The organism is Wenyingzhuangia fucanilytica, assembly GCF_001697185.1.
GTDB lineage: Bacteria > Bacteroidota > Bacteroidia > Flavobacteriales > Flavobacteriaceae > Wenyingzhuangia > Wenyingzhuangia fucanilytica.
Window position 1 is genome coordinate 2,485,583 of the sequence record NZ_CP014224.1, and the last position, 13,787, is coordinate 2,499,369.

The window sequence follows — 13,787 nt, forward strand, 5'->3', positions numbered from 1 at the left end:
CTACAATCTATTATCCATTTGCTTTACCATTTTATCTTTCCATTCTCTAAAGTCACCAGCAATAATATGCTTTCTGGCCTCTCTAACTAACCAAAGATAAAATCCTAAATTGTGTATAGTAGCAATTTGCTTGCCTAAAAATTCGTTTGATACAAATAAGTGACGTAAATATGCCTTTGAGTACTCGGTATCTACCCAAGTAATTCCCGCAGGATCTACTGGAGAAAAATCATTTTCCCACTTTTTGTTTTTGATATTGATATGACCTTCCGAAGTAAATAACATTCCGTTACGGGCATTTCTTGTTGGCATTACACAGTCAAACATATCAACTCCCAAAGCAATATTTTCTAAAATATTAATAGGGGTTCCTACTCCCATTAAATACCTTGGTTTGTCTTCTGGTAAAATGCTACACACCACATCTGTCATTGCATACATTTCTTCTGCAGGCTCTCCTACAGACAATCCTCCAATAGCATTTCCTTCGGCACCAGCATTGGCAATATATTCTGCAGATTGCTTTCTTAAATCTGTATAAGTACTTCCTTGTACAATTGGGAAAAACGTTTGAGCGTAATCGTAACGATAAGGTACTTTTTCTAAATGATTGATACATCTATTTAACCATCTATGCGTCATGTGCATAGATCTTTTTGCATAGTTGTAATCACATGGATAAGGTGTACATTCATCAAAAGCCATAATGATATCAGCTCCAATTTTACGTTGAATTTCCATTACGTTTTCTGGAGAAAAGAAATGATAAGAACCATCTATATGACTCTTAAACTTTACTCCTTCTTCTTTAATTTTTCTTCGACCTGATAATGAATATACTTGATATCCTCCTGAATCTGTTAAAATAGGACGATCCCAATTCATAAATTTATGCAAACCTCCTGCTGCTTCTAACACATCGGTTTTAGGACGTAGATATAAATGATAAGTATTTCCTAAAATAATATCAGGATTTATTTCTTCTTTTAACTCTCGTTGATGAACACCTTTTACAGTACCCATGGTACCTACAGGCATAAATATTGGCGTTTCTATAACTCCATGATCGGTAGTTACTTCTCCTGCTCTCGCTTTACTTTGCGGATCTAATGCTTCAATCTTAAATTTCATAGCGACAAAAATAACACTTTGGAATGAACAACTGTTTAAAGAAAAGAAAAATAACAAAAGTTGAACCAACATTTATAAATAATATTATTTAAATTGGTTTGTAAAAAATACAAAAAAGGAATGATTTACGTATTCACAGGGATGAGTTTACTTTTTATTGCTATTGGTTTTTTAGTAACAGAAAACAATGCAAAGTATCTTCTTTCTGGATATAATACCATGAACGAAAATGAAAGAAAAAAGGTAAATCTTAAAACCTATATTCCTTATTTTAAAAAATTCCACATCACTCTTGGTATTTCCTTTTTTGTTTTAGGGTATCTAATAAACTTATTTAACAAGAATGTAGCAGGAATGTTTTTAGCTATTTATCCTGTTTTGGCTTATGTATATTTTGTGATAACAAGTTCAAAATATTCTGGTGGATTAAATACCAAAGCAAATAAAGTAGGACTTATAATTCTTATAGGTACTTTTATTTTTGTTACAGGTCTTGTTGCATACGGCTATAAAGAAAACAAAATACTTTTTGATGCTCATCAAATTGAGTTTACAGGTAGTTATGGAGGAATCTTACCTACCCAACAAATCAAAAATATAGAAGTTAAAAAGGATTTACCCAAAATTACTCTAAAAACAAACGGATTTGCTTTAGGAGAAATACGAAAAGGATATTTTAAAACTAAAAGTGGAGAAACCGTTAAGTTGATTTTAAACTCTTCTCAAAAACCTTATCTCCTTTTTACAACATCAGATAATCGTAAAATATATTACTCTGCAAAAGAACAATTGAATGAGGAGTTACTACAAGAAATTAAAAAAGCAATACCAAACATTCCCTATAAACTAAACCATGAATAAACTTTTAAAGCTTGAAGAATTAGCTCAGTTTTTACTTTCTATTATACTGTTTAATCAACTACATTTTTCTTGGTGGGTTTTTCCTGCTTGTTTGTTATTACCAGATTTTTCTATGCTAGGTTATTTGATGAACCCTAAAATTGGAGCTTGGTGTTATAATATTTTTCATCATAAATTATTAGGAATCATTTTTTACAGCTTTGGTATTTTTATTCAAAACGAAAGCATCATGCTTATTGGAATGATCCTTTTTGGCCATGCTGCCATGGACAGAATTTTTGGATATGGTTTAAAATATAATGATGATTTTAAACACACTCATTTAGGAGATATTGGTAAACAATAAAAACTTTTACTGTATATCAAGAAAAACTCCAGCACTAATAGAAGGTCTTGCATATATAATTCTACCAGAAACTGCACTTGTGTAATTTAATGAAACCCCTAGTTTTGAAGTAATATAATAAGCTACTTCTCCACCAACACTTATATACTCTATGTTATTAGCAAAAATACTTCCCTGAGCATTTTGGGCTGAAAGTGTTCCGTTTTTAAATGAATTTATGCTATTTATTCTACCCAACACCCATAATTTACTCCACAACTTAATACCAGACTCTATTCCGTAATGAAACTCATCAGAAAAACCTTGAGTTCTGTTATTAAATCCAACATAAGCCTTGGTATAAGCTGGTTTATGAAACAACTGATATGAAGTTCCTGCATCAACCGTAATTAACTGATTAAATTCACCATCTCCTGTTTGGTAACTCCCATCACTTCCTGCTTTATCTTTTCCTGTTGGCAAACCTAACTTTAAGGTTGTTGATAATGCAAAATGATTTCTTTTTAACAAACCATATCTTATACCAACATCTATATCACCAACCGCATTTACAGCTTCTCCCTCTTGGATAACAGATCCATTGGTTCCTGACACTTGTGCATTTTGATAAATTCTAGTAAAAAATGGAAGATAGGTAATAACATCTAACTTATTGGTAAGTCCATATTCTCCGTATAAACTCAAGGTAAAATTTCCTCTTGTAGCATTAGGATCTATATCACCTGTACTGGTATAATGTTGATCTGCCACTAACGACCAAGCTGATAGTTTATAATAACCATTTCCTTTTCCTTTATTCCATTGAGCATTCACAAATTGAAATGCAAACAAAAAACAAAGTATTAATGTTGATTTTAAATATTTCATAAAGTTTATTTATCTGTAATTAAAGCCTTACCAACAAGAATAGAAGCTGGCCTACACCACTGTACTAAGTATTGATAATCATTTATACCAACTCCATCTAAAGTATAAGTAAACGCACCCTTATAATGAGCACCATCGGCATCATCATAAGCATCAATTTGTAGAGCATTTGCTAAAGAATTTGGATTATTGGTTAAGAACAAAGCAAAACCAGGCAAACTTTCATCGGCTACATAGTTATTATCAAGTATAATTTCTATTCCGTTTGTTGTTTTAATGATGTCAAAATCACCTGCAGCAGCATATGAAGAAGTACGAACTATGGTTCCTTCTTTAGAGTTATCTGAAGGGATTACAACGTCTCCCTCTTTAAATACCGTTACGTTTTTACTATCGGTTAACTCTCCAAACATCCCAGTTGTTTTGGCAGTAATAGTGGCACTACCCTCAGCTAATGCTGTAATATTATTTGCAAGTTCATCAATAGATAAAATAGAATTATTGGAAGTTTCCCAAACAATAGCTCTGTTTTCTTTTTCTCCAACATTATTAAAATATGAGGCTTCAAATTTTACAACATCACCTATGGTTAAAGCTGTTACACTTTGGGTAATTCTAATTTCTTCGGCAATATTATCATCAATAATATCTTCTTGAATACACGAGTGCAATCCAATAAAAATGAAAAAAAGTTTGAGTTTTAGTAGTTTCATAAATAGTGATTAGTTAAAAGTTCTGTCGACTCTTAACAACCATCATTACAAACTCATTTTTAAAATGATGAATTTATTTTAAATAGTTCTTTTTCCTAATCTATTGGCAACTACTGCTAGAATTACAATTTGGGTAATATGATATAGCATTACAGGTAACAAATACAAACTTGCACTAATACTATTTCCAAAAATAATATTTACCATAGCAGAACCGTGAACTAAAGATTTTTTAGACCCGCAAAACATTGCAGTAATTCTATCGGCTACAGAAAGTTTTAATTTGTTGGCAATAAAATAAACAACCCCCATTAAAACCCAAAACAAACAAAAAACAATAATGAACAAATAAATCAAGTCTAACCAACTAATATCTTTAAACATATGCGCTAACAACGATGCACTAAAGCTTGAATACACAATTAACACAATAATCGTTTTGTCAAAAAAAGCAATTTTAACACTGTTTTTTTTAGCTATATGACCAATTTTACTATTTAATAACAAACCCAAAGTTAAGGGCAGTAATATTTGAATAATGAGCTTTAAAAAAACATCTGTTAAAGACATACCTCCAGATTGACTCACAAACATTCCAATCCAAATTGGGGTAACAAAAACTCCTATTAAGCCTGAAATACTTGCATTAAAAATAGCCGAGGGCACATTTCCTTTTGCCAAAGAAACCATGACTACTGATGATGAAACAGATGAAGGTAATGCTGCTAAAAAAAACAAACCAATCCAAAAAGAATCTCCTACTAAATGCGAAAAAAATGGTTTGAGCAACAATAATAAAACAGGAAATATTAAGAACGTACTTAACTGAGTAAGTATATGAAGTTTGTAATTTTTTAATCCTTGAGCTACTTCTTTAAACGATAATTTTAAACCGTAAAAAAAGAAAATTAATCCTATTCCTATTTCTGTTATATCTTTTAAATGTAAGATACCTGCTCCTTTTGGAAACAAAAAAGCAACCATGATAGCTAAAAATAAAGACAATATAAACTTGTCTATTTTTATGTTTTGCAACTTTAAAATAACGCTCATATTATTAAATATAATTAACGGCTAAATTAGCTGTTAATTATATACTTTTAATATTTAAGCTGTCTTTTTATTATTTATATTTTTTAATAAAACACTCTAAATAAAAGACCGTTTTCTTTTCAGCTAAGGTTTTACATACCAATATATCTAACTCAAAATTAATTTACAACCAAGTAATTTTAGCTTCTTTATTCTCGGTATCTACCCATACTTTTGCATGTTCAAATTCACGAGTGAACTCCCAAGCATTTTCATGAACACGTTTATACGCTCCCTTGGGTATTCCAAGTGACTTTTGCAACTCAGGATAATCTACTAAAGGCCCTGTATCTAATCGCCAACCCCAACCGTATTGAAAATATGAATAAGGTTGGGCACCAATAAGGTAACAAGCCTGATAATACTCTAATCGCTCTTTTGATAATTTTTCAAGTGCGTTTTCCTTTGCTGCTCCAGTTAACCCATCAATGGATGGATCATCTTCTGCCTCTACACCAATACGAAATATCGATATTTTCCCAGCTTTGGCATTGTTCAACATATCGCCCCATTCTTTTAATAGATTCTCTTTTGATAACTTTTGAGTATTATAATGTTCAAACATCGCTGCATCAATTGCCGGAAATACCTCTACAACATCTGAGGCGTTATTTCCTAACAATATTTTATCATCCCCTAATGCTTTTTTTAAATTTAACATCATTTCTCCCATTGCCTTTTCCACTTCATTTTTCTGAGAATTACGCAACCAGACAAAACCATGCATCTGATCAATAAAAACACCATCGGCTCCAGAAAAATTTACTCCAGCAACTACTGTATTTACCCACCATTCTCTAAAATCAGGATTTAAAACATCAAAAAAGAATATATTGTTCCGATGCTCTAACTCACCAGTAGTTTCATTTACAATTAAAAATTTTTTAAGCTCAGGATAGTTGTCTATTCTACTTCTTGTAAAATTTTCATTATAAGAGGTAAAGGGCCATGCATAAGCCGAGTTAAAATAATAGAGCACTTTTATTTCTGGCTGTAATTTTTTAAAAGCCTCTACCTCATGCTTTGTACCTACTTCGGCATACTCTAGAACAGTCCAAGCATGATTTTTTTCAATACAAACAAAATTAGATTTCCCCGAAACAACTTCTACCTCACTAGTTGTTAATGTTCTAGACCCATCTCCAAACATGCAATATTGAGGCGTTACCTCCCAGCTAAACTTTGGAAAAAAATCTTTTGGTTGAAATACAGTTCCATCACTTATTGATAATTCAGAGAAAACTTCTGTATCTAGAACATCTGAGTTTTCTTTAATCTCTTGATTTTTAGAACAAGAAAATAAGATAAAAACGAAACTAAAGATTAGTAAAAACCTATTTATTAAAATTGAATAGAATTTCATATTACCTTGTTTTTTTTTAATCTCTACAGACATCAATACGTTAGCCCCCCTTGATAATTAACTTACTTTTTCCATTCAATTTTCGCTTCTTTCTTTTCAGTATCTACCCAAACCGAAGCATGTTCAAATTCACGAGTAAACTCCCAACCGTTTTCATGTAAACGCTTATATGCTCCCTTTGGAGCTCCAAGTGGTTTTTGTAATTCAGGATAATCTACCAATGGGCCAGTATCTAAACGCCACCCCCAACCATATTGGAAGTAAGAATAAGGCTGCGCACCTATTAAAAAACATGCTTGGTAATATTCTAATCGCTCTTTAGACAATTCTTCAAGAGATTCCCCTCTTGAACCTTTTATTAATGTTTGACTTGCCTCTTCTTTTTCAGCTTCCACACCTATTCTAAAAATAGACATTTTACCTGCTTTGGCATTTGCTAACATATCTCCCCATTCTTTCAGAAGGTTTTCTTTACTTAACTTTTTATTATTATAATGTTCAAACATAGCTGCATCAATCGCAGGAAAAACATCTTTTACGCTAGAGGCATTATTCCCTAATAATATTTTATTTGTCCCTATTGCTGCTTTTAAGTTTGCCATCATCTCACCCATGGCTTTTTCAACTTCCTCCTTTTGAGAACTACGTAACCAAACAAAACCATGCATTTGATCTATAAAAACTCCATCAGCACCAGAGTCTTTTACTCCTTGTGCCACTGTTTTTACCCACCAAGTTCTAAACTCAGGGTTTAATACATCAAAACAAAGTGTATTGTTCCTATGTTGTAATTCTCCAGTCGTTTTATCTACCAATATAAATTTCTTCAACTCTGGATAATCATCTATTTTATTTTTCTTAAAATTCTTGTTATATGATGTAAAAGGCCAAGCATAAGCTGAGTTAAAGTAATACAAAGCTTTTATCTCAGGCTTTATAGCTTTAAAGTTTTTAATTTCTTCTCTAGCTCCAATTTCTGCAAATTCTAAAGTTCTGTAAGCATGATTTTTTTCAATACAAATAAAATCTGTTTTAGCAGCAATTTTTTCAACTTCTTTAGGAGTTAATAAGCTAGCTCCATTACCAAACATAGCATATTCTGGTGTGGATTCCCAACTGAACTTAGGGTAAAAATCTTGTGAAATGAACTTACTACCATCACTTACATAAAAATCTATTTTCTCGTTCTTAACGATTGTTGAAGTATTGGTGTGTGTTTTTGTTGTACTACAAGAACTAGCCAGTACAACTAATGATAAAACGATAAGCTTTTTAATATTTGGAATCATTTTAAATGTATTTAAATAAATGTTTTAGTTTAATTTTTTTCTTTCTGATGAGAAACAGCTTTTAGGAGCTGATAAGGGCAATGTCTTTTTAAAAGCGACTAATTTTTCTTTTAATTTTTTTACTATTTGGGGATTTTGAGCTGAAACATCTATCTGCTCACTCCAGTCTGAATTGATATTAAACAATTCTGTTTTTCCCAATTTTTCGTTGGTTAACAACTTCCACTTTCCGTCTTGCACACCTCCTGTTGGCCAAAAATAATTAGCTTTATTTGAGAATCTCCAATCCCAAAAAATTTCATTATTACGCTCCATAGACTCTCCCTTTAAAGCTTTAACAATACTTACTCCATCAGGTTTGTAATCATTTGGCAAATCTGAATTTGCTAACTCTAAAAAAGTTGGAAGTAAATCTACTGTTGCTAATTCCGTGGTTCTATTTACTACTCCTGCTGGTACAGTTCCAGGCCATCTAACAATAAAAGGAATACGAACCCCTCCTGCAAACAATGATCTTTTTCTACCATTTAAACCTCCTGTTTCACCTACCGAATAGTACGTTCCAAAACCAGGTCCTGTAGAATTATCTTCTGTTGTTTTTTTATTAGCAGACCCCGTTATTTCAGGTCCATTGTCAGACGAAAACAAAACAATTGTATTCTCATCAATCCCTAAATCTTTTAACGTTTGAAACAACTCTCCTATTCGAGCATCATATTCTGCTACGACAGCTGCATATACTTGTTTTTGCTCATCTAAATGGGCAAATTTATCCATGTATTTTTTCTTTGGATAATGAGGAGTATGCGTGGCATGAATCCATGCATTTACAAAGAATGGTTTGTTTTTATTACGTTTAGCAAATTCAATAGTTTTATACAATGTAGAATCCACTTGCATTTGATGCATGTTATTTGGCAAATTAAAAGCTCCAAATTCATCATAACCATATTCTAAAGGAGAGGGTGCTTCTTCTACATGTGTATTTGTTAAATGCCACTTCCCAAAATGAGCAGTAGTATACCCCGCTTCTTTTAACATACGAGGCAACATTGGAGCTTTTGGATTTAGCCAATCTGGCATATTTCTTTTTATATGTGATTCAATAGATGCAAAGTGACCATGTACACTATGACGTGCTGGATATTGTCCTGTCATTACCCCTACTCTACTTGGTGAACAAACTGGATTTACTACCGAAAAATTCTGAAAGTCAATTCCTTCTGAAGCCATTTTGTCCAAACTAGGTGTTTCACAAAACGTACTTCCGTGAACTCCTATATCTCCATAACCCCAATCATCAGCAAAAATAAATATGATATTAGGTTGTTTTTTGCTTTGTGAACTTATATTTTGACTACTTATAAAAGCAAAAAAAACAATTAAAATCTTTGTAAAAGCTACATTATAATATTTCATTCTATTTTATATTATTTTAGATAACTACAAAATTATCACTAGTATCACTTTTAAATAACGCTCTTATCAATCATTGTTTTGCTTTAATCCTAAAAAAGTTAAAATCTCATTATAAAACCTCCGAGAATTAAAAAGTATTGCCATAAATCAAATTATAAGTACCCTCAACTTTTTCAATTTCATTAAAAAATTAATGAAATTGAAAAGGTTTAGATAATAAAAAAAGACAATATCTTTACCGTTACAACTTTTGACATGAACATTTTAAAACACTTTTACATTGTACTTATTTTGCTAAACATCTCTTTTGCAAAAGCACAGCACAATACTAATATTGGAGTAAATGTTACTGGTTTAGAAAGGTTTTGGGAAAACGAAACTTATCACTATAAAGACATCATTAAAGATATTGATGAATTATATTATTTAGGAGTTAAAGACATTAGACTTCCTATTTCTTTTGAATATCAATTTAATAAAAAATCAAAAAGACGTTTTTTAAAAGATCTGATTAAAATTGTAAAGCATGTAAAGAAAAAAAACATGACCATTATAATTTGCTATTTTGATCATACATTGGATAAAACCACCAATTACAACAACTTAAATACGATTAAAGATAACTGGAAATACATCAGTCATAAATTAAAAAAACACTCCAATTACATTTATTACGAAATAGTAAACGAACCTAATTTGTATCCTATTCAATGGGATGAAATGGTTAGAGAAATAGTACCCGTAATTAGAAAAGAAGATAATAAAACCAAAATATTAATTGGTGCTACTAACTACAATAGCATTTATGAATTGTCTAGAAAAACACCTTTCCCTTATGATAATCTTATTTATGTATTTCATTTTTATGAACCTTTTTTGTTTACTCACCAAGGAGCTAATTGGATTGGAAACCAAACCAAAACTACTGGAATTCCATATCCTTATGATTCTATAAAAATGCCAAAAATAGATTTAAACACCTTAGGTACTGCTGGAGAAATAAACTATAATGACTACAAACATATGGCTAACAAAATCTCTTTAAGCCATAAAATAAACATTATTACAAAATGGGCTCAAGAAAACAATGTTGAATTGTGGTGTACAGAGTTTGGAGCCATTTCTTCTATTCCACAAAAAGATAGGTGTAATTATTTTAATGATTTGGTTTCTGTTTTTAGGAAAAATAATATAAAATGTTATTTATGGGAATACAAAGGTAATTTTGGGATTTACAACAAAAACCTTATAAACTGTTTTTAACTATTTAATTACTTCTATAATCCTAAAAGCATCGCACACATAAATAACTTTACTTTTATAACTATTATACCCTAACTTAGTTTTAGAAAGCTCTTTAAAATTAATTTCTATTTTATCATAAAAATAGTGAGGCGATTTAATATTAGATATAATAATATAATCACAATATTTTTTAGGATTAGAAATTGCCATTTTATACTCTTCTGAAGTATTAGAGATAAACAAATTATTTTTTTTGTTATAGGCTAATAACGGATACATAATAGACCTATCACACAATACTATTGAATTTTCAGGAGTGTTAAAAGCTAGGAACCTACCTCCATTTTTATATTGAGATAGCACTTTATTATTTTCTTTTTCTACTACACTTTTATAAAAAATTTGTTCTGAAGAAAATAAAGACTGTTTAAAATAAAAATACTCTCCATAAATACAACCAATAAACAAACAGGCATAACTTAAGTTTCTTAAGTTTTTATTTTTAGCATTTTTATAATTAGCTGTTGTTATAGAGGCTATTGCTGATGAAACTAATATTACATAATAAAACAGTCCCATATACTCTATTTTACTATCTCTAACCAATACATAAAGTAAAACTGGAGCCAACAAAAGCACAAATACTTTTAATTCATTTTTATAATTAACTATTAGTTCATAAAAATAAATAGGTGCAATAAAAACAAGAATTCTTAAAAAAGAAAAATCATTTACCGCCTTATTATTCATTGCTGTTAGCGTGGTGGTATCTAATAGGCTTAAAAACTTATTACTGTTCCACTTTGCTCCTAAAACATTATAGAAGTAATAAAAGTCACTTCCCATTAAATAATTAATAAATAAGTATAATAGTAAACTTACTACCGGAAAGAAACCAATAATAAACACCATTGAATTTAAATGTCCTCTAAATTTTCTTCTTAAAGAATTGTGTTGTGTAATCTTAACAAACTTTATAATAGTATTAGACTCCAACCCTTTTATTCCATAAACAGTAAACACAAATACATAAAAAAACAAAATAAGGAGTACCCACAAAATTCTATAATCTAAAAAAACTGCTAAGCTTAAAATAATACTTAAAATAGTAATATGATAGGTAGTAAATTGTTTTATATAGTTTAACAAATAGTAAAAGATTAAAAAATATAGAATATAAAAAGCATATAGCGAAGTTCCTGAAGTAGCAGCATAAAACGTAATAGGACTAAACAACAAATACAAAAACAACAAGGTCTTTAAAACTTTTCCACTTTGATTACCTACAATGGTTACCACACAGGTTGAGAAAAAAGAGGTATAAAGCACCGATGCAAAAAAAGGTGCATCTTCTGCGCTAAAAAAAGAAAATGGATAAGCTAATAAATTTGTTAATAATGGATAGGATAAGAAAAAATTCTTAACCAACTCTCCATCTCTAAACAATGTATTTATATGACTTGTAATATATAAAGGCTCAAAATTTAAGTAGCCATTTTCGCGAATTACAATAGTAGCAAAGCTAAAAAAAGCTAGGTAGGCAAACCATATAATAAAAAAAACAAATATTGAACTTCTTGAATTAATTTTATCCATACCTCTACTTTTAATTCTTTTTCTTAGTTAAACCATGATTGGTTTTTTCCCAGTAAAAAGGTTTGGTTATTAATTGATGTAATCCTTTATAGGCAGAAATGGAATGCATTAACCAATAAACAGGATTGGCCATTGCATAGATTATTAATGCATAAGAACTCCTTTTAAAAATAGCAATCATATTGGTGTAAATCATAATTAAATTACCTAGAGTAAAATTTACTATAGAAATAATAATTAACCAATCCGGAAATAGCATTTCTATCCACTTGCTTCTAAAACAGATATAAATCAATAAAAAAAGTAATAAAACAGGGTAACTTAAAAAAGTAAACACTGTTCCCCCTATAAAAAATTGAAATCCAAAAAAACCTCTTGCTCCAATAGATTTATACAACTTTGCAGGATTTCTCATATGCACCAAATAGGTTTGCATATAACCTTTAATCCATCTTGATCGTTGTCTAATCCAGTTAAAAAAATCGTTGTTTGCTTCTTCGTAAGTAGTAGAATCTAAAACCGTAATTTTATAATCTTTTGCATAACAACGCAAACCTAAATCGGCATCTTCGGTTACATTAAAACCATCCCATCCTCCTAATTCCATCAGTTTATCAAACTTAAAATGATTACTTGTTCCTCCTAAGGGAATTGGAATTCTAAGACTGTCTAAACCTGGCAACATATAATCAAACCAATAAGAATACTCTAGTGTAAACATTTTGGTTAAAAAGTTTTCACTTTTATTAAAGTAATTTAAGGCACATTGTATAGCTATATAATCATCGGGTAATTTATTAAATAACTTATATGTTTGCTTTAATTGGTCACTATCTGGAATATCTTCTGCATCATAAATGGTTAAATATTTTCCTTTAGAAAAATACAATCCATAATTACAAGCTTTGGGTTTTGTTTTGGGTTGGGCATATGGAATTATGATAGGTTCAAAGTTTGTAGGAAACTTCATTTCCCTAATAGCGTTATAAGTCATTTCATCATCAGATTCTATTAACAACTTAGCATCTAACTTTTCTATAGGGTAATCTAAACTATTTAAGTTCCAAACCAATTTTTGTATTACTTCTGACTCTTTAAAAACAGGTAAATGAATGGTGTAAATAGGCAAATCGACATCATTAATTGCGTCTATTTCTTCTTTACTTACTTTACTTTCTAGCTCTGTTTTAGAACCGTGAATGGTAAGCATAAATTTAAAAAGTATAGAACTCAACAAGAATAAATTCATGATTAAATTCACCCCTATTAAAGTATCTATAAAGTTAAAATACAAGAAGATTAAAAAGATAAAAAACAAAACTCCTAATGCAAACACTTGTTTTAGGGTAAAAGTTTCTATGGCACAACTATCAGGATCATTCTCATAAAGATGAAATACAGACTTATGTAAAATTTCTCCACCATATTTTACGTGTAAAGCTTTATTTAAATCTAACTCATTGGTCACAAAAATTTCGGTAACGGTTACGTTTAACTCTTCTTCTACCAATCTGATATTATTAACATCAGACGGATCCGCAACCACAAAGGCAACACTGTTATTGTGTTCTATGGGAAATATTAATGAGTTTAGAAACAGCGTGAATCTTTCGTGATTATCAGAAAAAGATTTGTACTCGTCAATTTTATCAAAATCTAAATGATGAGTTGGTAATTTAAACCCCTCTAAAACTTTGTTATAATGATAACGAGATATAAATCCGTGATTAAGAGCTGTTTTTAAAAAGGATTTATTTAACTTAATTTTAATTCGCTCTATTTCTGATACCTGTTTATTGGTAAGCAGCTTACTCTCTACAAATAATTCTTTTCTATAAATATTAATGTTAAAATCTCCCATAAAT

The 13,787-nt window shown here is 30.3% G+C and carries 12 protein-coding genes; 3 read left to right on the top strand and 9 right to left on the bottom strand.

Annotation, left to right across the window (positions count from 1 at the left end):
- Complete coding sequence (gene tgt, locus AXE80_RS10040; protein ID WP_068826888.1) at nucleotides 1–1,131, bottom strand: tRNA guanosine(34) transglycosylase Tgt; 1,131 nt, start codon at nucleotides 1,129–1,131, stop codon at nucleotides 1–3.
- Between the two features lie 120 nt (nucleotides 1,132–1,251).
- Between tgt and AXE80_RS10045 the strand changes: the two genes are divergently transcribed.
- Together AXE80_RS10045 and AXE80_RS10050 are read left to right on the top strand one after the other, a co-directional pair.
- Entirely contained in the window at nucleotides 1,252–1,992 is a 741-nt protein-coding gene (locus AXE80_RS10045) for a DUF3784 domain-containing protein (protein WP_157359389.1), read from the top strand.
- On the top strand, nucleotides 1,985–2,338 hold the full coding sequence (locus AXE80_RS10050) for a DUF4260 domain-containing protein (RefSeq protein WP_068826892.1): 354 nt from the start codon (nucleotides 1,985–1,987) through the stop codon (nucleotides 2,336–2,338). Before AXE80_RS10045 ends, AXE80_RS10050 begins: the two co-directional genes overlap by 8 nt.
- A 6-nt stretch (nucleotides 2,339–2,344) precedes the next feature.
- Here the strand turns inward: AXE80_RS10050 and AXE80_RS10055 are convergent, their stop codons facing one another.
- The 6 genes from AXE80_RS10055 to AXE80_RS10080 form a co-directional block, all read right to left on the bottom strand.
- Complete coding sequence (locus tag AXE80_RS10055) at nucleotides 2,345–3,205, bottom strand: hypothetical protein (protein WP_068826894.1); 861 nt, start codon at nucleotides 3,203–3,205, stop codon at nucleotides 2,345–2,347.
- A 5-nt stretch (nucleotides 3,206–3,210) separates the two neighbouring features.
- A complete protein-coding gene (locus tag AXE80_RS10060) occupies nucleotides 3,211–3,918 on the bottom strand; it encodes an Ig-like domain-containing protein (protein ID WP_068826896.1) in 708 nt (235 codons plus the stop codon).
- Nucleotides 3,919–3,996: 78 nt separating this feature from the next.
- Nucleotides 3,997–4,971, bottom strand: coding sequence for a bile acid:sodium symporter family protein (locus tag AXE80_RS10065; protein WP_237340605.1), 975 nt, complete (start codon nucleotides 4,969–4,971; stop codon nucleotides 3,997–3,999).
- 163 nt (nucleotides 4,972–5,134) lie between these two features.
- Nucleotides 5,135–6,373: a putative glycoside hydrolase gene (locus tag AXE80_RS10070; protein ID WP_083194720.1), complete on the bottom strand. Its 1,239-nt coding sequence runs from the start codon at nucleotides 6,371–6,373 to the stop codon at nucleotides 5,135–5,137.
- Nucleotides 6,374–6,435: 62 nt separating this feature from the next.
- On the bottom strand, nucleotides 6,436–7,662 hold the full coding sequence (locus tag AXE80_RS10075) for a putative glycoside hydrolase (RefSeq protein ID WP_068826898.1): 1,227 nt from the start codon (nucleotides 7,660–7,662) through the stop codon (nucleotides 6,436–6,438).
- Nucleotides 7,663–7,686: 24 nt separating this feature from the next.
- Nucleotides 7,687–9,081 (bottom strand): sulfatase-like hydrolase/transferase, encoded by a 1,395-nt coding sequence (locus tag AXE80_RS10080; protein WP_068826900.1) that lies wholly within the window; start codon nucleotides 9,079–9,081, stop codon nucleotides 7,687–7,689.
- Nucleotides 9,082–9,336: 255 nt separating this feature from the next.
- Here AXE80_RS10080 and AXE80_RS10085 point away from each other — a divergent pair, with 255 nt between their 5' ends.
- Nucleotides 9,337–10,344: a glycoside hydrolase family 5 protein gene (locus AXE80_RS10085; RefSeq protein WP_068826902.1), complete on the top strand. Its 1,008-nt coding sequence runs from the start codon at nucleotides 9,337–9,339 to the stop codon at nucleotides 10,342–10,344.
- Here the strand turns inward: AXE80_RS10085 and AXE80_RS10090 are convergent, their stop codons facing one another.
- Together AXE80_RS10090 and AXE80_RS10095 are read right to left on the bottom strand one after the other, a co-directional pair.
- Nucleotides 10,345–11,922: a hypothetical protein gene (locus AXE80_RS10090; RefSeq protein ID WP_068826904.1), complete on the bottom strand. Its 1,578-nt coding sequence runs from the start codon at nucleotides 11,920–11,922 to the stop codon at nucleotides 10,345–10,347.
- A 10-nt stretch (nucleotides 11,923–11,932) separates the two neighbouring features.
- On the bottom strand, nucleotides 11,933–13,783 hold the full coding sequence (locus AXE80_RS10095) for a glycosyltransferase family 2 protein (protein ID WP_068826906.1): 1,851 nt from the start codon (nucleotides 13,781–13,783) through the stop codon (nucleotides 11,933–11,935).
- Between the last annotated feature and the right edge of the window lie 4 nt (nucleotides 13,784–13,787).